The 22,829-nt window shown below is 38.9% G+C and carries 24 protein-coding genes; 21 read left to right on the top strand and 3 right to left on the bottom strand.

Annotated features, from left to right (window positions below; genetic code table 11):
• Positions 1 to 141 precede the first annotated feature (141 nt).
• The 16 genes from FD16_RS08385 (at position 142) to FD16_RS08310 (ending at position 14,642) form a co-directional block, all read left to right on the top strand.
• A complete protein-coding gene (locus tag FD16_RS08385) occupies positions 142 to 951 on the top strand; it encodes a TatD family hydrolase (protein WP_010623216.1) in 810 nt (269 codons plus the stop codon).
• Complete coding sequence (gene rnmV / locus FD16_RS08380; protein WP_010623215.1) at positions 938 to 1,495, top strand: ribonuclease M5; 558 nt, start codon at positions 938 to 940, stop codon at positions 1,493 to 1,495. The genes FD16_RS08385 and rnmV overlap by 14 nt, the downstream gene beginning before the upstream one ends.
• Before the next feature lies 1 nt (position 1,496).
• Positions 1,497 to 2,393 (top strand): 16S rRNA (adenine(1518)-N(6)/adenine(1519)-N(6))-dimethyltransferase RsmA, encoded by an 897-nt coding sequence (gene rsmA / locus FD16_RS08375; protein WP_010623214.1) that lies wholly within the window; start codon positions 1,497 to 1,499, stop codon positions 2,391 to 2,393.
• Positions 2,394 to 2,479: 86 nt separating this feature from the next.
• Positions 2,480 to 2,728 carry a Veg family protein gene (locus FD16_RS08370; protein WP_010623213.1) on the top strand — a complete coding sequence of 83 codons (249 nt, stop codon included), beginning with the start codon at positions 2,480 to 2,482 and terminating at the stop codon, positions 2,726 to 2,728.
• Positions 2,729 to 2,879: 151 nt separating this feature from the next.
• Positions 2,880 to 3,734, top strand: coding sequence for a 4-(cytidine 5'-diphospho)-2-C-methyl-D-erythritol kinase (ispE, locus tag FD16_RS08365; RefSeq protein ID WP_010623212.1), 855 nt, complete (start codon positions 2,880 to 2,882; stop codon positions 3,732 to 3,734).
• Positions 3,735 to 4,417: 683 nt separating this feature from the next.
• Positions 4,418 to 5,329, top strand: a complete 912-nt coding sequence (locus FD16_RS08360; protein WP_010623211.1) for a PLP-dependent cysteine synthase family protein — start codon at positions 4,418 to 4,420, stop codon at positions 5,327 to 5,329.
• Between the two features lie 23 nt (positions 5,330 to 5,352).
• Positions 5,353 to 6,492, top strand: a complete 1,140-nt coding sequence (locus FD16_RS08355; protein WP_010623210.1) for a trans-sulfuration enzyme family protein — start codon at positions 5,353 to 5,355, stop codon at positions 6,490 to 6,492.
• Positions 6,493 to 6,514: 22 nt separating this feature from the next.
• Positions 6,515 to 7,066, top strand: a complete 552-nt coding sequence (gene cysE, locus FD16_RS08350; protein ID WP_010623209.1) for a serine O-acetyltransferase — start codon at positions 6,515 to 6,517, stop codon at positions 7,064 to 7,066.
• Positions 7,067 to 7,097: 31 nt separating this feature from the next.
• Entirely contained in the window at positions 7,098 to 8,057 is a 960-nt protein-coding gene (locus FD16_RS08345) for an alpha/beta hydrolase (protein WP_010623208.1), read from the top strand.
• 176 nt (positions 8,058 to 8,233) lie between these two features.
• Complete coding sequence (locus tag FD16_RS08340; RefSeq protein WP_010623207.1) at positions 8,234 to 8,851, top strand: metal ABC transporter ATP-binding protein; 618 nt, start codon at positions 8,234 to 8,236, stop codon at positions 8,849 to 8,851.
• Positions 8,851 to 9,639 carry a metal ABC transporter permease gene (locus FD16_RS08335; RefSeq protein ID WP_010623206.1) on the top strand — a complete coding sequence of 263 codons (789 nt, stop codon included), beginning with the start codon at positions 8,851 to 8,853 and terminating at the stop codon, positions 9,637 to 9,639. Before FD16_RS08340 ends, FD16_RS08335 begins: the two co-directional genes overlap by 1 nt.
• Before the next feature lie 169 nt (positions 9,640 to 9,808).
• Entirely contained in the window at positions 9,809 to 10,654 is an 846-nt protein-coding gene (gene purR, locus FD16_RS08330) for a pur operon repressor (RefSeq protein ID WP_010623205.1), read from the top strand.
• A 1-nt stretch (position 10,655) separates the two neighbouring features.
• Positions 10,656 to 12,023 carry a bifunctional UDP-N-acetylglucosamine diphosphorylase/glucosamine-1-phosphate N-acetyltransferase GlmU gene (gene glmU / locus FD16_RS08325; RefSeq protein ID WP_010623204.1) on the top strand — a complete coding sequence of 456 codons (1,368 nt, stop codon included), beginning with the start codon at positions 10,656 to 10,658 and terminating at the stop codon, positions 12,021 to 12,023.
• 66 nt (positions 12,024 to 12,089) lie between these two features.
• A complete protein-coding gene (locus tag FD16_RS08320) occupies positions 12,090 to 13,067 on the top strand; it encodes a ribose-phosphate diphosphokinase (protein WP_010623203.1) in 978 nt (325 codons plus the stop codon).
• A gap of 149 nt (positions 13,068 to 13,216) precedes the next feature.
• A complete protein-coding gene (locus FD16_RS08315; RefSeq protein ID WP_010623202.1) occupies positions 13,217 to 13,834 on the top strand; it encodes a hypothetical protein in 618 nt (205 codons plus the stop codon).
• A gap of 91 nt (positions 13,835 to 13,925) precedes the next feature.
• A complete protein-coding gene (locus FD16_RS08310; protein ID WP_010623201.1) occupies positions 13,926 to 14,642 on the top strand; it encodes an outer membrane protein assembly factor BamD in 717 nt (238 codons plus the stop codon).
• Positions 14,643 to 14,687: 45 nt separating this feature from the next.
• On the opposite strand, the gene yidA is transcribed toward FD16_RS08310, so the two are convergent.
• The 3 genes from yidA to FD16_RS08295 are packed head-to-tail and all read right to left on the bottom strand — an operon-like array spanning position 14,688 to position 17,701.
• Positions 14,688 to 15,500, bottom strand: a complete 813-nt coding sequence (yidA, locus tag FD16_RS08305) for a sugar-phosphatase (RefSeq protein WP_010623200.1) — start codon at positions 15,498 to 15,500, stop codon at positions 14,688 to 14,690.
• Positions 15,501 to 15,512: 12 nt separating this feature from the next.
• Positions 15,513 to 16,865, bottom strand: coding sequence for an HD domain-containing protein (locus tag FD16_RS08300; protein ID WP_029508453.1), 1,353 nt, complete (start codon positions 16,863 to 16,865; stop codon positions 15,513 to 15,515).
• Positions 16,866 to 16,879: 14 nt separating this feature from the next.
• Positions 16,880 to 17,701 carry a lipoate--protein ligase family protein gene (locus tag FD16_RS08295; RefSeq protein ID WP_010623198.1) on the bottom strand — a complete coding sequence of 274 codons (822 nt, stop codon included), beginning with the start codon at positions 17,699 to 17,701 and terminating at the stop codon, positions 16,880 to 16,882.
• 120 nt (positions 17,702 to 17,821) lie between these two features.
• Between FD16_RS08295 and FD16_RS08290 the strand changes: the two genes are divergently transcribed.
• The 5 genes from FD16_RS08290 (at position 17,822) to FD16_RS08270 (ending at position 22,750) form a co-directional block, all read left to right on the top strand.
• Entirely contained in the window at positions 17,822 to 18,250 is a 429-nt protein-coding gene (locus tag FD16_RS08290) for a YwiB family protein (protein WP_010623197.1), read from the top strand.
• 45 nt (positions 18,251 to 18,295) lie between these two features.
• Positions 18,296 to 18,883, top strand: coding sequence for a DNA-directed RNA polymerase subunit delta (gene rpoE / locus FD16_RS08285; RefSeq protein ID WP_010623196.1), 588 nt, complete (start codon positions 18,296 to 18,298; stop codon positions 18,881 to 18,883).
• A gap of 176 nt (positions 18,884 to 19,059) precedes the next feature.
• Positions 19,060 to 20,658: a CTP synthase gene (locus tag FD16_RS08280; protein WP_010623195.1), complete on the top strand. Its 1,599-nt coding sequence runs from the start codon at positions 19,060 to 19,062 to the stop codon at positions 20,656 to 20,658.
• 471 nt (positions 20,659 to 21,129) lie between these two features.
• Positions 21,130 to 22,410: a UDP-N-acetylglucosamine 1-carboxyvinyltransferase gene (locus tag FD16_RS08275; RefSeq protein ID WP_010623194.1), complete on the top strand. Its 1,281-nt coding sequence runs from the start codon at positions 21,130 to 21,132 to the stop codon at positions 22,408 to 22,410.
• A gap of 94 nt (positions 22,411 to 22,504) precedes the next feature.
• On the top strand, positions 22,505 to 22,750 hold the full coding sequence (locus tag FD16_RS08270) for a type B 50S ribosomal protein L31 (protein ID WP_010623193.1): 246 nt from the start codon (positions 22,505 to 22,507) through the stop codon (positions 22,748 to 22,750).
• Positions 22,751 to 22,829 lie beyond the last annotated feature (79 nt).

Genomic DNA, 22,829 nt, shown 5'->3' with positions numbered 1-22,829 from the left:
GTTAATTTGAAACTATTAAGAAATTTATGGTATTCAATAGAACTTAATATCACCAAAAAATAAATTTATTTTTTGGTTATACATAGTTGGACAGTGAGGTTCAATAATCTAATAATCAGGCCATTACAGAGGAGACAAGCCATGGCAATCTACAATCACGAACAAAAACTAAATATTTACGATTCACATACTCATTTGAACGATGACACATTTTATGATGAAGTTCCAGCTTATATGGCTCGCGCCAAGCATTTTGGTGTAAACGAGATGAATATTGTTGGTTCAAATGCGATTTTGAACGAACGAGCTTTGAAACTAGCTCATGAATACGATAATTTACATGCAATTGTTGGGTGGCATCCAGAAGACTCCAAGTATTACAATGAGGATGTTGAAGAAAAGTTAATTGCTCAACTGGATGATGACGAGGTTGTCGCAATGGGCGAGATGGGGCTTGACTATCACTGGGATTCATCACCACAGGATGTTCAACGCAAGGTTTTTGCTAGACAGGTTGAGATTGCTAAGAATTTGCACTTGCCAATTTCTGTGCACGATCGTGATGCTTTTGAAGATACTTACAATATATTAAAAGCTGCGGATGTGCGGGACATTGGTGGTGTAATGCATAGCTTTAACGGTGATCCAGAGTGGTTGAAGAAGTTCTTAGATCTGGGGATGCATATTTCATATAGTGGTGTAGCAAGTTTTAAAAATGCACACGAGGTCCATGATTCTGTTAAACAGACTCCGATTGATATGATGCTGGTAGAAACTGATGCGCCTTACCTAACCCCCACACCGTACCGGGGAAAACAAAATGAGCCTGGTTTCACCAAGTTTGTGGTTGATGCAATCGCTGAGTTACGTGAAGTGACACCCAAAGAAATTGCTGATGCTACTTTTGCAAATACCGTACAACTTTTCGGGAGTCAAAATGCAAAAAATTAAGGAAGTACTTGTTGTTGAAGGCAAGGATGATACTAAAAGAATTGCGCAGGCAGTCAATGCAGACACGTTCGAAACGAATGGGTCTGCTTTGTCGTCTCAAGATATTGAAAGGCTTAAGAAATTACAGCAATCTCGTGGATTGATTGTGTTCACAGATCCGGACTTTAATGGTGAACGTATTAGAAAAATGATTGCTGTGGCAATTCCAGGTGTTAAACATGCATTTATTAAAAGAAGTGAGGGCGTACCTGAACTTGCGGGAGGTAGCTTGGGCGTTGAACACGCGACGCCAGATGTCATTCAGAGAGCTCTTACCGATTTGTACACTCAGGAAAGCTCTGAAGCAAAACCTGAAATCACTGCCAGTGATCTCAGACAAGCTAAGTTAATTAATGATCCAGATTCTAAACGCCGGCGTGAACAATTGGGTGATATTTTAGGAATTGGGTACGGGAACGGGAAACAATTGCTTAAGAGGTTAAATATGTTTAGAATTCAGAAACAGAAATTTGACCAAGCAGTTGATCAAATAACGGAGGAATGAAATGAATCAAAAACCAGAAGTAGGCAGCCGAGTGAGAACTCGTGCGATCATGGAACGATATGGATTGAGAGCAAAAAAAAGTTTGGGACAGAACTTCCTGACTGATCTCAACGTTCTGTCGAAAATTGTTAGTGCAGCTGATGTTGGTCCTGAAGATAATGTAATTGAAATTGGGCCAGGAATTGGTGCGTTAACTGAACAGCTAGCGTTAGCTGCTGGTCAAGTTGTCGCTTTGGAAGTTGACACTAGTTTATTACCAGTTTTGGATGAAGTACTGGGCGAATATGATAATGTTAAGGTAATTAATCAGGATGTTCTTGATGTTGATATCGCAGCGCTAATTGATCGCGAGTTTGATGACCCCAGTAAACCGGTTAAAGTGGTGGCAAACTTGCCTTATTACATCACAACACCAATTTTATTACAGCTACTAAATACTGAAGTGAAATGGTCCAAAATAGTGGTAATGTTACAAAAAGAAGTAGCTCAGAGGCTAGCTGCTAATCCGGGCACCAAGGCCTATGGCACACTATCTTTGACTGTTCAGTACAAAATGGACGCCGAGCTAGCTTTTGAGGTACCCCGAACAGTATTCGTTCCATCTCCTAATGTTGATTCTGCAATTGTGTCGCTAGAACCTAGAAAAAAAGAATTGGCCGTCAAGCCTGATGATGAGAAACTCTTATTTAGGTTAATTAAGGGCTGTTTTAGCCATCGACGTAAAACGTTGTCCAATAATCTGCAATCAGTTCTTGGAAAGGGTGCAGAGATTAAAAAGCAATCGCTGCAATTACTAGAAGATTTGAATATTTCGCCAACAATTCGACCGGAATCGTTATCACTTGACCAATTTATTTTACTGGCAAATCAACTTAAACAGCGTAATTTAATGCAATAGAGACCTTGCTAATTTTAGATAAGTATGGTAAAATTTGCAATTTTTGTGAAACAGGCGTATAATAGTTTCACAGTGAGGTGAATTGGATGCCAATAACAATTGCGAGCATCAAAGCTAAACTTGACGCCCGAGTGGGTGACAAGTTGTTAGTCGTTGCGCAGGCAGGGCGCAAGAAAGTCACTAAACGTCATGGCGTTTTAAGTGAAACCTACCCAGCAGTTTTCGTAGTCGATTTAAATCAAGATGAAAATTCATTTGAACGAGTTTCTTATAGTTACACTGATGTGTTGACTAAGAACATCGAAATTGATTTTGAAGACGATCCAATAATTTAACTAAAAACGCCAATGATTTTAATCATTGGTTTTTTTAGTTTATTAATTTTAAACTTAATAATTTTTTATTCATGGTAACCGATCGTTGCCGATAGCTCATTTAATTAGTATAATTATTTTTAATAAAACAGTTTTTAAGGAGGCGCATCCAGTGAACGTAATCGAAAAAGCACCAGCTAAGATCAATCTGGGACTGGATACACCGATGCGCTATTTGGATGGGTCACCGCAGTGGAATATGGTGATGACTTCTGTTGACTTGGCAGATTACGTCAATGTTGAAGTCCATCAAAAAAACAAACAGATTAAGATTTATACTGATAGTGGTTTTTTACCCAATGATCAACGTAATTTAGCCTATCAGGCAGTACATATCTTAAGAAATAGGTTTCACCAACGAGATGGCGTCACGGTAAAAATTAAAAAAAATATTCCAGTTGCTGCAGGACTGGGTGGCGGATCAGCTGATGCAGCGGCTGTATTGCGTGCGCTGAATCGAGTTTGGAATTTAGGACTGAGCCTGGAGGAATTAGCGACTATTTCGTTGACAATTGATTCTGACGTTCCTTACTGTGTTTACAATCAAACCGCACACGTTACAGGACATGGAGAAAAAATTGAACTCCTTGATCCATTTCCACATTATCCAGTGGTAATTGCTAAACCTAAAGTTAGTGTATCAACCCCTACGATTTTAAAAAAAATTGATTACGAACATTTGAATCACAATGTGGATATTGATCAGATTATTGAAGGATTGGAAACGAGCAACGAAGAATTATTATTTAAAGCCATGGGTAATGTTCTCGAACCACTGACCAATCGTTCATACCCAGAAATAACGAAACTAAAACAAAAAATGCTGATGCATGGGGCAGAAACGGCCCAAATGAGTGGAACGGGTCCCACGGTATTTGGAGTATGCAAAAAATTATCAAGAGCAAAACGCCTACAAAATAGTTTGCGAGGATTTTGTCACGAGGTTTATTTGGTTAGGGCATTATAACAGTGCAATTCTCCACGGTTAGATGCTGATATATAAGAGCCACCAGGACGTTGATCGCGAACTATGCGATTGATGTCCTGGTGGCCCTTATATATTGAACATCTGTGGAGAATTGCACGACTAGGCAGCAGTAAAATACAATACGAACTATGCGATCAATGTCCTGGCGACCCTCATATATTGAGCATCTGTGGGGAATTGCACGACTAGGCAGCAGTAAAATACAATACGAACTATGCGATCAATGTCCTAGCGACCCTTATATATTGAGCATCTGTGGAGAATTGCACGACTAGGAAGAAATCATCAAAAACAGCGTATTGTAAATAAAATTTTATTTTACAAAAGGTTACAATATAGCTGATAGTAGCGGTATTTATTCAATATTTAATAACATCAAATAAGCTAAAAATAATATTTTTTTATTTGACATGTTAAAAAAACTAAGGTATTCTGATTTCAATCAATTGGAGGTAGTTTGAATGACACAAACATACATCAACGCAAATAATAGTATTGCTGCTGCATGTTGCTGTGGATCGCGTCTTATGCGACCCACTAGTTGGTGTGCCTAAATTTAAACTAGCACTCAATTAAATCGGGATGAATCGTATAAGACGTAAATTCAATTTTGAATTTACGTCTTTTTTTATTCCTCATAAATCGAAGGGAAGATGTTAAATATGTTGGTAGATAGCGTTTATGATTTGATTGGACACACGCCGTTAATGAAATTAAACATTGCTACGCCTAATGAAAGCATTATTTATGCTAAGCTGGAGTCTTTTAATCCCGGTGGCAGCATTAAGGATCGTTTGGGCATGGCACTAATTCAACGCGGAATTGAAATTGGTGAAATTAGTGAGGGAACGACAATTATTGAACCAACTGCAGGTAATACAGGAATTGGAGTTGCACTTGCTGCTCAAAGATATCACCTTCCAGTCAAACTAGTTGTACCTGAGAAGTTCAGTTATGAAAAACAAACTTTGATGGCGGCGCTAGGAGCCGAAATTATTAATACCCCTTCCGAAGAAGGCATCAAAGGGGCAATGAAAAAAGCGCGTGAACTGGCTGAAAATATTGCTAATTCATATGTACCAATGCAATTTGAAAATCCTGCAAACCCATCAGTTTATCAACATACGCTGGGGCCTGAAATCTTAGCAGATTTAGCAAACCAAAAAATTGATGCATTTGTGGCTGGAGCTGGCAGTGGTGGAACGTTTGCAGGTACTGCCAAGGCATTACAAGATGCTTACCCAGAAATTAAAACGGTGGTGGTAGAGCCTGAAGGATCAATTTTGAATGGTGGCACGGCACACAGTCACAGAACTGAAGGTATTGGCGTTGAATTTGTACCACCGTTCTTTGATGGTTTAAAGATCGATGTTACTAAGACGATTAGTGATGATGATGCATTTAATAACGTTAAGATGCTAGCTCATGATCTTGGCCTGTTTGCTGGTAGCTCTAGCGGTTCTGCACTGGCGGCCAGTTTGCAAATGGCTGCAGAATTACCATCCCACTCTACAATCGTGACTATCTTTCCGGATTCAAGCGAGCGTTATATGAGTGAACACATTTACGATTAATATTAATTTGGAGGAAATCAATTATGAAATTTAATACAAAACTTATTCACGGCGGTTACAGCGAAAATTCAGAGACGGGTGCAGTTTCAATGCCAATTTATCGAGCATCTACTTTTCATCAGAAGGTACTTGGTGGGGAACCAAAGTGGGAGTATTCAAGAACTGGAAATCCAACTCGAGCAGCCGTTGAAAAATTAATTGCCGATTTGGAACAGGGGACTGCTGGTTTTGCTTTTGCATCTGGGTCTGCAGCTATTCACACCGTATTTTCAATGTTTTCTGCTGGTGATCACTTTGTTGTCGGTAACGATGTGTACGGTGGAACATTCAGATTAATCAACAAAGTATTGAAAAAATTTGGTCTTGAATTCACTACCGTTGATATGAGCGATCTGAAACAGGTTGAGGCGGCAATTCAAGATAATACGGTTGCGATTTATTTTGAAACACCAACAAATCCATTATTGAAGATTTCAGATATTGCTGCAGTTGCTAAAATTGCCAAAAGTCACAACATCAAGACGATTGTTGATAATACGTTTGCGACACCTTATAACCAAAATCCATTAGCGTTGGGTGCCGATGTGGTTGTTCACTCAGCTACTAAGTATCTTGGTGGTCACAGTGATTTGGTTGCCGGCTTTGCAGTTACGAACGATCCTGCAATTGCGGAAGAAATTGGATTCCTTCAAAATTCAATTGGCGGCGTTCTTGGACCTGACGACAGCTGGTTACTTCAACGAGGAATTAAAACGTTGGGGGCACGGATGCGTGTTCATCACGAAAATGCAGCAGCTGTGGTTGACCTACTAAAAAACGATGATCGCGTTGCTAAGATATATTATCCTGGTGATCCTGACTTTGAAGGATATGAAATTGCTAAAAAACAGATGAAACACTTTGGTGCTATGATTTCATTTGAGCTTCAAGATGGACTTGACCCGAAAAAATTTGTTGAAGGGTTAAACATTGTTGCCTTAGCAGAAAGTCTTGGAGGAATTGAAAGTTTAATTGAAATTCCAGCAGTAATGACTCATGGTGCCATCCCTCGCGATATTCGCTTGAAGAGTGGTATTAAGGATGAATTGATTCGTTTATCAGTTGGTATCGAAGATGAAGAAGATTTAATTGATGATCTAAAGCAAGGATTGGCACAACTATAGTCAGAGAAAGGAGCTGCCAGGAATGTTTGATGCAGCACGCTACATTGTAAAACAAGATCCTGCGGCTAAAAGTGTGTGGGAAGTGATTCTAACATACTCCGGGTTTCATGCACTTGGTATTCATAGGATTGCTCACTGGTTATATCGCCATCATCGGTATTTGTCCGCATCACTAGTGGCTCATTTGTCTAAAGTGATGACAGGTGTTGAAATTCATCCAGGGGCCAAGATTGGGAAACATGTTTTTATTGATCACGGGCTCGGTGTCGTAATTGGTGAAACAGCGGTTGTTGGCGATTACGTGACTATTTTACATGGGGTCACATTAGGATCAAGAAAGGCGCAATCAGGACGGCGACACCCTGTGGTAGGAAATCATGTGTTTATTGGTGCCAATGCAATGTTATTAGGCAATATTACGGTAGGTGCACAAGCAAAAATTGGTGCGGGTACTGTAGTTTTAAATGATGTACCTGCTTCATCAACAGTTGTTGGCAATCCAGGTCATATAGTTCACCAGTCCACCCCTCAAATAGTTCGAACTTATTCGAAAACAGTTGTTAACAGTGTATAATAGATTGTTAAATAAGTGAGAGGGTGAAACTGTGAGTAAAAAAACGACAAATTTTAAACTTGCCCGCTATACAACCGGTGCATTGGGTGCCGGATTGGTTTTGGGTTCAGCAATGGTGTACAGATTTGCCACAGGTTTTTCTGATAAACAAAAAGTTAACGGTCAAACTAAATCGATTGAACAAAATAATCCGGTTGATAACGATTGGATTAAAACATTAAAACAAGAGGATTGGTCGATTAAAACCGAAGATGGACTGAAATTATCAGCTAGTTTTGTGCAAAACCCGGCTTCAACCGGGAAAGCTGTTATTTTAGCTCATGGGCTTCATCATTCTCGTCAACAGGTATGGGTATACGCAAGAATGTTTTATAAGATGGGTTTCAGTCTTCTGATGCCTGATGCTCGTGCCCACGGTAAGAGTGAAGGCAATGTGATTGGATTAGGTTGGCTAGATCGCTCTGACTACCTTCAGTGGATCAATGAACTGATTAAAAAACAAGGTGAAGATTCAAAAATCCTGTTATTTGGTATTAGCATGGGTGCCACAACAGTTTTGGCCGTTAGTGGTGAAGATTTACCTAAAAACGTATTTGGCATTATTGCAGATAGTGGATATAGTAATGTTTTCTCAGAAGGCAAATATCGTTTAAGTCATAAGTATCACTTTCCGTCTGTACCATTTGTGGCAATTGCGAGCACAATTTCTAAATTCCATGATGGATATGCTTTTCAAGAAGGCGACATTTTGAAACAGGTTCAGAGAAATCAATTGCCACTGCTCCTGATTCACGGTGGTCGTGACAGGACTGTACCAGTGAAAAATGTTTTTGAACTTTATCATGCGGCCAATCAACCTAAAAAACTATATGTTGAACCGAACGCGGACCACATCGAGTCAATCTATGTCAATCCTGAAAAGTACCAGCGAGTAGTTGAATCATTTTTAGCTCTAACAGACAGAGTTCAGTCAACTTCAAGTGATAAATAGTTAAGATTCTTTCATCTTATTAGGATGGAAGAATTTTTTTGTTGCTAAACTAAATTTGTTTTAGTAAACTACTAAATAGTAATTATTACAATTTACTGGGAGATGTAACTATTAAAAATGTATTAACCGTTAATCGTCTTGCTCTATCGTACGGTGATGAAGACGTAATTGATGACTTGAATTTTAATCTTCAACCGGGTGGATTCCTAGTAATTGTCGGAGAAAACGGCGTTGGTAAGACAACCTTAGTTAGAGCATTACTGGGTCAATTACGACCAAAGAGCGGATCAATAGAATTTAATGGACCTAAAAAAAATGTAAAAATCGGCTACGTACCACAATTTAGAAATTTAGATGAAGAATATCCGCTGTCGATCAGAGACTTTGTTGGACTGAGCTTAATGAATCGTCGGGTTCCATGGTTAGGTCGAAGTGAGGTTTTACGGCTTAACGATATTATGAACCAAACAAATCTTGAAAAAATTGCTGACCGTCCAGTTGGATTAGCCTCTGGTGGTGAAAAACAAAGGGCATACCTAGCACAGGCACTGATCAACAAACCCGAGCTGTTAATTCTAGATGAATCCACTGCTAGCTTAGATAATGAGATGAAGTATGAATTATTAGATTTAGTGGCTAAATTCCAACATAGCGATCAATTGAGTGTAATATTCATAACTCATGATCTTCCGTTAGCACAAAAGTATGCAGATCGTTTCTTATATATGGAACATTTTAAATACAAAACTGGCCCGATTGCTGATTTACCAGTTGAACAAGTGGAGGGACGGTAATGTTTGCTTTTGATTTTATGCGTCATGCGTTTGTTGCAAGCACCTTTATTGCGGTGATTTGCGGCATAATGGGCGTTTTTGTAATCGCTCGTAACATGTCATTTTTAACTCACACACTAGCTGAAATTGGCTTTGCTGGTGCAGCATTTGGCGTGTTTGCCGGCTGGCCAGCACTCAATGGAATGCTACTATTTACTATTGTAAGTTCTGCCATGGTTGGGCAAATGAGCGTTAAGTCAGCTCGAAGAGAGTCGGTAATTAGTGCTGTATCGGCATTATTTTTGGGATTAGGAATTTTATTTTTATCAATTTCTGATCAGACTTCAAGTTCTGCTACCAGCATCCTGTTTGGTAGTGTGATTGGTATTAGTGTTAGTGAAGTATGGCAGATAGTGATTTTGTCGATATTCGTTTTGATTGTTGTGTTATTGATGTACCGTTCGTTGAAATTTGAGTCCTTTGACTCAATTGGCGCCCGTGTGAATGGCGTGAACGGTCCACTAATTTCAATCGTATTTTTGGTTCTACTAGCGCTCAGCGTCAGTGTAGCGGCACAGATTGTCGGATCCTTGTTAATTTTTATATTGCTGACCTTACCGGCAGCTAGTGCCAAGTATTTTGTTCACGGTGTTGCAAAAATGATTGTATTAGCAACGCTATTTGCACTCGTTGGTACTTGGCTTGGATTATATTTAGGATACTTAACTAACTGGCCGGTTAGCTTTTTCATTGCCACAATTGAAGTTATTATATTTGTTGCTGCACTAATTCATGCTCGAAGGGCGTAACATACGTGGTTTTAGAACCGTTAAGAATTCTTTCTTAACGGTTCTTTTTTAATTAAACATGTTAAATTGATATTTTTTATCATTATTCGAGCAAAACACGAACATTTATGGTATTATTTCTAAGGATAATATTCAAAATAACAGCACGTGATGTAAAGGGGTAAGAGTGATGAAAATCAGGCGAAGCGACCGCTTAGTCGATATGACACGATACTTACTGGAACATCCCCGGACGTTAGTCTCATTGAAATTTTTCGGTGAACGCTATGGTTCTGCTAAGTCGTCCATTAGCGAAGATTTGGGAATTTTAAAACGAACATTTCAGGACCGGGGAACTGGAATACTCGAAACATTGCCTGGTGCAACTGGGGGCGCCCGCTTTATTCCTTACATTTTAAGGGAAGAGGCAGAGGAGTTCATTGAACGAATTGTTGGCGAAGTTAGTGATGAGAGCCGACTATTGCCAGGTGGCTACGTTTATTTATCGGACTTGCTTAGCCGTCCTGATGTGCTAAGGCAGGTTGGACGTCTGATCGCGACACAATATCTTAACCAAGACATTGATACAGTTATGACGGTAGCTACTAAGGGTATTCCAATCGCTCAAAGTGTGGCCACTTATCTGAACGTGCCATTTGTAATCGTGCGTAATGATTCGCATATTACTGAAGGACCGACAGTTAGTGTTAACTACGTTTCTGGGTCTTCAAAGCGTATTGAAAAAATGGAACTTTCACGACGTAGCCTTCAAGAGGGTGCCAATGTCTTAGTGGTTGATGATTTTATGCGTGGTGGTGGAACTCTTAACGGTATTCGTTCATTAATTAATGAATTTAATGCACACTTAGTGGGGATGACAGTGTTTGCTGAGGGTGAATTTAATGGTAATCGTTTGGTTGATGACTATACTTCATTGATTAAAGTCAACGCTGTTGATGTTAATGATCAAACAATCGCAGCTCAATCTGGTAATTATTTAAGTACAGTGTTTGGTACGGAAATGGGGAACAAGTAGAATGGCAACAAGAAATGCAATTATTTTAGCAGCTGGTAAGGGAACCCGAATGAAGTCTAAACTTTATAAAGTCCTTCACCAAGTTTGCGGTAAAACAATGGTTGACCATGTTCTGACTCAGATCGAAAAAAATAAGATGGATAATGTTGTGACTGTTGTCGGTTTTGGTGCTCAAGATGTTGAAGACGAATTGGGTGAGAGAACTAAGTACGTTTTACAAAAGAAGCAACTTGGTACCGGTCACGCCGTCATGCAAGCCGAAGATATTTTAGGTGACCTAGATGGAGAAACAATTGTTGTTAGTGGTGATACGCCACTGTTTACAGCGGAAACTTTTGCCCATTTATTTGAATATCATGAAGCAAAAAAAGCTGCAGCCACTGTTTTAACCTCCGTTGCTCCTGATCCTACCGGATATGGACGGATTGTGCGTAATGACATTGGAATTGTTGAAAAAATTGTTGAACAAAAAGATGCCAACAGTGATGAACAAGCTATTAATGAAATTAATACGGGTGTTTATTGTTTTGACAATAAAAAACTATTTGCGGCTTTACATTTGTTGACGAATGATAACGCACAAGGTGAATACTATTTGACCGATGTCATAAGTATTTTGAAGCAACGTGGGGACATTGTTGGCGCATACCGCATGGATGACTTTGATGAATCGATGGGTGTTAATGATCGAATTGCACTGGCTCGTGCTAACGAAGTTATGAGAAAGCGAATCAATACTAAACTAATGATTAGTGGCGTTACGTTGTTAGATCCTTCAAGTACTTATATTGATGCTGGTGTGAAGATTGGTTCTGATACGGTTGTCGAAGGTGGAGTGCTGATTAAGGGCAATACAGTGATTGGTTCTGATTGTTACATTGGTGCTCATTCTGAAATTATCAACTCTACATTACACGATGAGGTTAAGGTCACTTCATCGACTATCGAAGATTCTGAAATGCATACTGGCAGTGATATTGGTCCATATAGTCATTTACGACCAGCTGCAGAAATCGGCGAAAATGTGCATATTGGTAACTTTGTTGAAGTTAAGAAGGCCTATATTGGTAAAGGCACAAAAGTCGGACATTTGACCTACATTGGCGATGCAACATTAGGGGCCAATATTAATGTTGGCTGTGGTGTGGTATTTGTTAATTATGATGGTACGGCCAAACATCATACTAATGTTGGTGATCATGCATTTATCGGTAGCAACAGTAATTTAATTGCACCCTTAGAAATTGCTGCTGATTCGTTTGTGGCAGCTGGTTCTACCATTACTGATGGAACCAAACAGTTTGATATGGCGATTGCGCGTGCCCGTCAAACGAATAAACCAGGGTATGCTAAAAAGTTGCCGTGGTAAAACACTTGCAATTTAAAATTTGAATTTATATGATAATTGAGACAAATAACTAAATCGGAGGGCCTAATGGAACAGCAATATTTTGATCCCAAACTAAAGATCTTTGCACTTAACTCAAACAAGCCATTAGCGGAGAAGATTGCAAGCACAGTGGGAGTCGAACTCGGGAAGTTATCCGTAGATCGCTTTAGCGATGGAGAAATTCGGATTAATATTGAGGAAAGCATTCGTGGGGATAACGTATACGTTATTCAATCAACTTCAGCACCAGTTAATGATAATTTGATGGAACTACTGATTATGATTGATGCATTAAGACGGGCGAGTGCCAATACGATTAATGTTGTAATTCCATATTATGGTTATGCACGTCAGGATCGTAAGGCCCGCTCGCGTGAACCAATAACGGCAAAATTGGTTGCCAACATGTTGGAGAAGGCTGGTGCATCTCGAATTATTGCGCTTGATCTACATGCGGCACAGATTCAAGGGTTCTTTGATATTCCACTTGACCATATGATGGGAGCCCCTTTGCTGGCTGACTATTTTATCAATCATGGAATTGCCGAAGACGCAGTTGTAGTTTCCCCCGATCATGGTGGGGTTACTCGTGCTCGTGCGTTAGCTGAGTTTTTAAAGGCTCCAATCGCAATTATTGATAAAAGGCGTCCATGCGCAAACGTTGCTGAAATAATGAACATTATTGGTAATGTTGAGGGAAAAAAATGTATTTTAATTGACGATATGATTGATACAGCAGGAACTATTTCTCTTGGATCACAGGCATTAATGGATGAGGGTGCAACGGAAGTTTATGCCTCATGTACCCATCCAGTTTTGTCTGGTCCAGCGATTGAACGACTAGAAAAAGCACCAATTAAGCAATTGGTTGTAACTGATTCTATCAACCTTCCAGATGAGAAGCGAATTGATAAGTTGGTGCAGATTTCTGTCGGGCCTCTTATAGGTGCCGCTATCAAGCGTATCAACGAGAATAAGCCCGTTAGTCCATTGTTTAATAATCGTTTTCATTCGGAATATTAATGTAAAAGTTACAAAAAGCAACACTTTACCAATAAAGTGTTGTTTTTTGTTGATTAAATATTAACAATCAATGACATTATTATTACAGCATTGTTACAAAAATCCAAAAAAATGATATAATATGGTTGTAGAGCAAGGAGGGGATCAAAATGACATTCATTAACAATCGAAAAAAAATTATACTTGGGAGTGTAGCAATTATGGCTGCAGTATTGCTTGGTGGATGTACAAGCAATACTTTGAATAGTAGCGATCATGCCTCAACCAAATTGGCTGATTCTAGTAGTTTGTCGGTCGGTCGCGTTAGTCATAAAAAAGATCAACATAGTATAAAAAATTCCCAATCAAGTTCTAGTGAAAGTAATAAAAATATTAATGACAGTAGTTATTCAGCAATTGCTAATAAATCCTTAAACGAAACTAAGAGTAGTTATGTTGAATCAAATAGTAAAGTGAATGAGTCCCAATCATCTGCTACTTATAAACAAAAAAATAACACAGAAAAAAGTTATGTCAGTGAGTCGTCTAATCATAATATGATGCAAAACGGCAAGAACGATAGTTACAATGATAAGGTGAATAATGATCCTCAGTCAGGAATCAACCAATCGCAAAACATGATGCAAAATGGGGTGAACGACAGTTTCGACAATAAAGTAAACAATGATCCTGATGCGGGAAATAATATAAATCAAAACATGATGCAAAATGGAGCTAACGATAGCTTTGACAACAAAGTAAACAATGATGCTAATGACGGTGAGTGAATTAGAACGCAGTATACCAGATAAGCAAATATTAACGTTTATCTAGTATACTGTTTTGTAGTGGGTTAAGATCTAGTGAGAGGTGAACAATTTGTCAAAAACAGTTAGAAATCAAATGAAAATTTTCACGGTAATTGCAATAGCATGCACGCTTGTTCTCAGTGGTTGTGGTAATGGAAAACAGGATAGTAAGTCTAGTAACACTAGCGGGTCTAATGCCCAAACTGAACAATCAACCACTAAAAACGATGCACAAAGAATAGTAAAAAAAGCTAAAAAATTAATTACTGCGGGAGAATATGAACAGGCACTTTCGTTACTTCAGAAAATTAAATCGCCTACTAATCAGGATAAGAGGTTAATTAAGGACGTAAAAAAACTAATTGAATCTGAATCTGATTATAAAAATGGCAATTATAGCAGTGCTGAGAGTAGTACCAATTCACTTCAACAGTCTGATACAACTGAAGTTTCCAATGCTGCTGCTAGTTTATCAAGTAAAATAGATAGTGCCAAAACCAGCAGTGCTGCATCAAGTTCCACTTCTGGGACAGTGGCTGCTAATAATGCTTCAAGCTCGACTGCTAGTTCGACAACGAGTGACAGCACCAATAATAGTGTAATTTCTAAATTTGCTTCAGCAATTGGTTTGTACGGTAAATCAGGTTATGGATTTACTATTGATAGCCAAAGTGGTTCAACGTACACAATTGAAGTACGTCAAAACAACCAGGCTAACGACGTTGCTAACTTAGTTGGTATTTACCAATATAATTCGTCAACTGGAGCAGTTACTAAGACTAACTAACAAAAAAGAATTAAGTCTGGAAAATTTCCTGGCTTAATTCTTTTTTTACACTAGTTTATTGAGTACAGCTGCGACCCCGTCTTCAGCATTGGTCAAGGTTACTTGGTCAGCATGTTCTTTGACTTCATCAATTGCGTTGCCCATTGCGACCGATGTGCCGGCATAATCAATCATGGTTAAATCATTTCCTTGATCTCCGATTGCCATCACATCATCACGAGAGATGTTCAATTTTTGGCACAGATCATGCAGCGCGTTGCCCTTACTGGCACTCTTATTCATAATTTCAAGGAAAAATGGCTCACTTTGAACAATATAAAATCGATCATCAAAGTCGTCAGGCAATAAATGTTCATTTTGAATTCTACTAATCAATTCAGGATCATCAATGATCATCCCCTTAGAAATTGACAATTTAGGACTCATCTCACTAACTTCTCGATATCTAATGGGCATTCTCACAAGGTATGCCTCTCCAATCGTATACGGGCTTAAATTTTTGTTTGCCGTATATATATATTGATCAGTTTCACAGTGAAAATGAACACCAATTTTTCTAGTTACTGCTTCAATATCAATATAATCGTTAAATTCAAGTGTGTGGCGGACTAAGATACTGCCAGTAGTTGACTGTACTAACGAGCCATTGAATGTGATTACATGCTGATTACTGTCATTATCAAGGCCCAATTTTTGCAAGTATGGCTTGGCGCCTGTTAAGGGGCGGCCAGTACACAGGACAATTTGAATTCCATTGCTACGAACTTTTTTTACCGCATCAATGGTGGCCTGATTTAGTTTACTTTGTGGGTTTAGAAGGGTGCCATCAATATCGATGGCGATTAGTTTGATACTCATTAAAATGCTCCTTTAGTTTGGGTTAATAATTTGATTATTATGGATGTGTGCTTGAAAATCTTCATAAATTGGGTCAAAAATTTCAATATTTTGGTGTTGCTCCAACATTTCTTTTGGGAAAAAGAATCGTTGGTCTCCCGATACTTTGCCGGAAATAGCTGCTACCAACGTACTGATTTGTGATAATTCAACCAGCTCACCATTGGGCTGAATTAATTCAATTTGTGTTTGAGGCTTTGCTACTTGTGGATTGTAGGTGTCATACGTCAATTTGTAGCTATCATTTACTGCCGTGTAGTATGAACTGTTGAAACCAGCGGTCTGAATTAAATCACGCAATTTAGGCAATAGAGGCTCCGTTTCGGCAGAATAGATCACGGATTTGAGTGGCTTGCGGTCTAAAAACCGTGAGGCCAGGTCAGACAAAATATTATCAGGAAATTTGCGCCAACTTGCAAAATAAGTAGTTAATACACCGTCGTCCAGGGTCAGGTAATCTTGTAATGTGAAGCTGCCGTTAAAGAATGGCGTCAACATTTGTGGAGCAAAATCAATGTCAGTGACGTTACCCTTGTATAGTTTATCTGCGCGTTCAAGCAGGTGCTCTAGAATTGCTTCCATGGCACGAGACACGGGGTGAAAGTATATCTGCATGTACATCTGAAATCTACTTAAAATATAGTCCTCAACGGCATGCATTCCCGATATTTCAAACGTAATACCACCTTCGTATGGCCTCATTACGCGTAAAATTCGTTCTAGATCAAATTTGCCATAGTTAGTACCGGTATAGTAAGCATCTCGTTGTAAATAATCCATTCGATCGGCATCAATTTGACTGGAAATCATCTGAACTACCTGAGGATTAGAATATGTGTGGGTAATGACGTTTGCAACCTGCTTAGGAAAATCTGGCGAGACTCGTCTAAGTATTTTATTGATATTAGTTTCAGGAGAAGTAATAATTTGAGTGGTGATCTGTTCATGGTTAGTATGGAAAATATGTTCAAATGTGTGTGAAAAGGGCCCGTGACCGACGTCATGAAGTAATGCCGCACATAGTGCAACTAATCGTTCATGGTCGTCCCATAGTCCATCGCCAGGATTTTTGGAAGGATAGTTTCGTTGGAATAGGTTACAGATACGGCGGGTAATTTCATAAACACCTAAACTATGACCGAAGCGACTATGCTCTGCTCCGTGAAAAATTAGCGAAGTTGTCCCAAGCTGCTTGATTCTTCTAAGTCGTTGAAACTCTGGAGTATCAATTAGGTCAAGAATAATGCGGTTATCGACATAGATATAGTTGTAAATTGGATCCCGCAGGACTTTTTCTTTTGGTAAGTGTTCATCATCCATGTTCATGGGTAAGACCTCTCTTAGTTAAATGTTGTTAATTTCTGTTGGCGAATCTGCATTTTATGAATTTGATCATTCAATGCGTCTTTAAAGCTATTGTTGGTTTTATTGAAATTAAATGTAATCATCCGTCGTCCTGACATTGAAGACAACTGCTTGCTAATTATTTTTTTGACTGTTTCAACTGTGATTAAATCGTTTGATAATTCACTGATTGTGGTCATTGATGATGGCCAGACATCAGGAAAGTTCCAAGTGTTTTTTTCATTTGACAGGCCCTTTAGGTAAAAATCTCTAATCAAGCTGCTTCGCGAGATCTGCGGTCCGTTTACACTAATGTAAAGCATGATAACAACACCAGTCTGATTCCTACGTTGCGACATACCGCCGATTTTCACACCGTTCACAGCTAAGTCAAATTTACCTGGACAGTACGAATGAGGTATTTCACGGGCCTCGATATTAAGTGTAGGGAAAGATGACTGAATTAAGTCAGTCATCTGCTGGTAGCCTTGATCTACACTAAGTTCATCTGAGCCGTTGGGCAAAAATAGCGAAACATTTAGCACCCCTGCGTCACTAATCACAGCCAGGCCACCAGAGTTACGGACAAAATAGTGATAATTTTTACTATGAATTAGTTGCAGTGCGCTATCTAGATGTGGTAAACGCTGATCCTTTAAACCGAGAATCACTGTATTTTCCAATGTCCAAAAGTGAAGGACAGGTCTGCTAATTGTCGGTAAAAGATTAAGTATTGTATTAGTGTAAGCAAACGATTGTAGGTTGTCAGTTGGCTTGAAATGCTGATCAACTATATCGAAGTATTTTTGACTTGTCATTTTTATCTCTTCTTTAGTCAGTTTACATGCTATTATACATGAATCATTTACATCCATAAAGCGTGCCAGATCGGTCAATTTCGAGTATAATGATGATCGATATGAACAAGGAAGGTGACAGTGATCGAGACAGCAATGCCGGTTCGGGTCCAATTAGAAACGACAATTGAACAAGATGGACAAAAACAAAGTTTTAAATTTGATGAGCAGGGTCAATTGGTGAGCATGAATAATTCTTATTATTTACGCTATTCTGAAACTGGAGGACAGGGCAATGTGCCGGTGACGTTTAAGTTCGCTGAAGACCATACCGTTGTACTAAGCCGTGACGGTGAAAATCGGCTGAGAATAATATTTAACCCTGATAATGAACAGGAAACTCATTATCGCACTGCGTACGGTATGATGAAACTGATGGTTAAAACTAATCGATTGTTGTCGGATCTGGACTTGATTACAGGAAACGGTAAGATAGTTGTGGATTATGAGTTGCATGGTCAAGATCAGTTGATCGGCAAGTATCAAATTAGGTTGCAATTTAATGGTTAATGTTGTATTATGTAGTTTAGACTTTTTGAAGGGATGTGCACCAATTTGGATTTAAAAGTTTTTGACGGCCAAGACAAATCAGAACTTTCAATGATCGAAGTCGCACACGCTATTTTAGCCCAACATGGGGATGCAATGGCGTTTGTTGACCTAGCAAACGAGGTTCAACAATATTTGGGTAAAAGTGACGAGGAAATCAGAGAACGTCTGTCTCAATTCTACACAGATTTGAATGTCGATGGCAGCTTTATTTCCCTTGGTGACAATACATGGGGCCTTCGTGCCTGGTATCCATTTGAATCTATCGATGAAGCTACAATTCATGATGACGATGATGATCAGCCAAAGCGCAAGAAGCGTAAGAAGGTTAATGCATTCTTAGTTGATGCTGGGGATGATGATGACGTTATTGACTACGATGATGATGATCCTGAAGATGATGATCTGGATAGTGATGATGATGACGATGATTTTGAGTCATCAAAAGATGATGATGACGATGATGATTATGATTCAGAAAATGTTGATGAAGACGAAGACGTGCCTGATGACGGAATTGAAGGTCAACTAGCTGAGTTGGATGATGATGAAGACTTCGGTGATGACGACGATGAAGATGACGACGAAGAATAATTGAGTTTTAATTCTTGACGAATCAGGCGTTGCCTTGTATTATCTTATATGGGCTCCCAATTACCAATTGGGAATTGTTCGTTTAATAATAAGCTCCCTATTACAAACTAATAGGGGGCTTACTTTTTTTGTTGTAACGATTAGCTGCCTCAAAATTTTCCCAAAGGAGTTTTAAGATGACAAAGTATATTTTCGTGACTGGTGGAGTGGTTTCATCTCTCGGCAAAGGAATTGTGGCTGCTTCCCTTGGCCGTTTGCTTAAAAATCGGGGGTTAAAAATAACCATTCAAAAATTTGATCCCTATATTAATGTTGATCCAGGCACGATGAGTCCGTATCAACATGGTGAAGTTTTCGTCACTGATGATGGTACCGAAACAGATCTCGATTTGGGCCATTATGAACGCTTTATTGATATTAATTTAAATCAATATTCAAATGTTACGACTGGGAAAATTTATTCAGAGGTATTACGTAAGGAACGTCGTGGCTATTATCTAGGCGCCACCGTTCAAGTTATTCCACATATTACTGATATGATCAAAGAAAAAATTATGCGTGCTGGTAGCAGTACAAACGCAGATATTGTGATCACTGAAATTGGTGGGACAGTAGGAGATATTGAATCATTGCCATTTATGGAAGCTCTTCGTCAAATGAAGAGTGATGTTGGTTCAGATAATGTTTGTTATATTCACACAACCTTGATTCCATACTTGCGCGCAGCTGGAGAAATGAAGACTAAGCCAACACAGCACAGTGTGAAGGAATTACGTGGATTAGGTATTCAACCAAATATTTTAGTTGTACGGACAGAACAACCAATTACCGAAGATATGTGCAAGAAGATCGCATTATTCTGTGATGTTAAACCAGAGGCAGTTATTGAATCACGCGATGTCGACACGTTATATCAGATTCCGCTCAATCTGCAGGCGCAGAATATGGACCAAATAGTGTGCGACCATTTAGGCGTTGAGGCTCCTCAAGCTGACATGACGGAATGGAGCGAATTGGTTGAGCACGTTCGCAATTTAGATAAGACGATTAAAATTTCAATGGTTGGTAAGTATAGTGATTTGCAAGATGCATATATTTCTGTTAACGAGGCACTTAAACACGCTGGCTATCCGGTCAATGCTAAGGTTGAGATCACTCATTTGAATTCGGAAAATGTTAACGAAGAAAACGTTGAAGAATTATTGGGTGATGCTGATGGAATTTTGGTTCCTGGTGGGTTTGGTACTCGTGGAATTGAAGGTAAGATTGCTGCAATTCGTTATGCTCGTGAAAACGACGTACCATATTTAGGAATTTGTCTTGGAATGCAAATGGCATGCGTAGAATTTGCACGTAATGTGGTTGGGTATCAAGATGCAAATTCGACAGAAATTGATCAGGATACTCCACATAACATTATTGATTTGATGCATGATCAAGAAGACGTGACAAATATGGGTGGAACACAACGCTTAGGTGCATATCCTTGCAAGTTAAAGCAAGGAACGGTTGCGGCAGCTGCCTACGACAATCAGGCACTGATTCACGAACGTCATCGTCATCGTTACGAATTTAACAACGAGTATCGCGAAGATTTCGAAAAACACGGCATGGTATTTTCAGGAACTTCACCAGACAACCGTTTAGTAGAAGTTGTTGAACTACCAAAAAACAAATTTTTCGTGGCTGCACAATATCACCCAGAGTTTCTCTCAAGGCCTAATCGACCAGAGGGATTATTTAAGGCATTTGTTAAGGCTGCTAGTGAAAAATAGAAATAAGAGCGAAAACAAGCACGTTTAGATGCTGTTTCATAAGAGAGCCCCAAATTGATTGCGTTTTTGGCAATCAGTTTGGGGCTCTCTTATGAAATGAGCGTCTGTGCTTGTTTTCGCGTTTCAGCAATATAGATGATGATTTGGAGCTCTATTATGATATTTTTTTTGATTGTCTTGATAAAAATCTAATATATTAGTTTCAAACAACTAAAAAATTATTGACTAGGAAAATGATGTGCATGTTTTCGGTTTACAATTAAATCTTACCGGTTAAAATACGTTTAAAAAATTAGATATCACTAAGAAATTTGGTAAATTTTGGAGTTTTTATATATATGCGTAAAATTTCTGATAATATTGATATTGAATCCATTTAAATGGTTGTAATTTGACTATGGTTTCTATATTATTACAGTTGATTGTTTTTAAACAATGCAATAGTTTTTTTAACAGTGAGGAATTTAAAAAATGAAAAACATGATCATTCAAGGAGGAAACCGGCTATCAGGTGAAGTTACGATTGGCGGTGCAAAAAATAGTACGGTCGCACTTATCCCGGCTGCAATTTTAGCCGATACCCCTGTTCAGTTTGATACAGTGCCGGATATTTTGGATGTTCATAATTTAATGATCATTTTGAAGTCGATGAACGTAGATTCAAGCTTCAAACATGGCGTTTTAAACATTGATCCGACACAGATCGTTGAAAGTGAATTACCCAGTAAAGCAATTAAAAGTCTCAGAGCATCATATTATTTCATGGGCTCTCTATTAGGACGGTTTCATCGTGCAACATTAACATTTCCCGGTGGTGATAACATTGGCCCCCGGCCGATTGACCAGCATATTAAAGCATTTAAAGCATTAGGCGCAACAGTTGAAGAAAATAACGGTACGATCCATATTGAAGCACCAAATGGATTACATGGTACGAGAATATTTTTAGATATGGTTTCTGTAGGGGCCACGATCAATAGTATTTTAGCAGCGGTAAAGGCGAGCGGAACTACAATCATTGAAAATGCTGCTAAGGAGCCTGAAATCATTGATTTAGCAACATTTTTAAACAACATGGGCGCTAAAATTCGTGGCGTTGGAACGGATGTAATTAGAATTGAGGGAGTCGACACTCTCAGTTCAACAAACACACACACTATTATTCCAGACCGCATTGAAGCTGGAACGTACCTCTCATTGGCTGCAGCAATGGGAGATGGTATTACTTTGCACAACATTATTCCTGAGCATTTGGAAGCATTTACTAGTAAGTTAATTGAAATGGGCGTCAATCTTCAAATTGGTGAGGATAGTATTTATGTACCACAAAGTGATGATTTAAAATCCATTAACATTAAGACATTGCCATTCCCAGGGTTCGCGACTGATTTACAACAGCCGATAACTCCGCTTTTAACGCGGGCAAATGGGGTTAGTGTGATTGTTGATACAATTTATCCGCAAAGAACTAAACATATTATTGAACTTCAGAAAATGGGAATGAATGTCACTGCTGAAGGCGGTTTAATCATGGTTGAACGTACTCATCACATGCATGGAGCACAGGTGTCTGCTGGAGAAATCCGAGCTGGGGCTTCTTTGATGATCGCTGGATTAATGGCAGATGGACAAACAATCATTACTAAAGCAGACAATATTTTGCGTGGATATGACCGCATTGTTTGGAAATTAAATCGATTAAATGCTGATGTTCGTATCCAGGATGAGTCTGGTGTCGAAGTGATTGAATAGCCTTGCAGTTTTAAATAGATTATGTTAATCTGTTAGGGTTAATGATAAATAACTATGTCTCAGCAAATGACTCATGGCAAAGGAGCGTATAAACATGAAACAAGGAATCCATCCAGATTATCACACAGTTGTATTTGAAGATTCATCAACTGGCTTCAAGTTCATCTCTGGATCAACAGCCACTTCAAAAGAAACTGTTAAATGGGAAGACGGTAACGAATACCCATTGATCCGTGTCGAAGTTACTTCAGATTCACACCCATTCTATACTGGTAAGCAAAAGTTTACTCAGGCCGATGGTGCTGTCGATCGTTTCAACAAGAAGTATGGTTTGAAGTAAATCATTCTAATTGTCAAAAAAGCTTGTCATCTTATATCGATGACAAGCTTTTTTATTTCGTCTTGAAGACCTAGTTGAG

Origin of the sequence: Paucilactobacillus suebicus DSM 5007 = KCTC 3549 (assembly GCF_001434475.1) — a bacterium.
Lineage (GTDB): Bacteria > Bacillota > Bacilli > Lactobacillales > Lactobacillaceae > Paucilactobacillus > Paucilactobacillus suebicus.
This window is presented reverse-complemented; position numbering and strand designations above follow the sequence as displayed.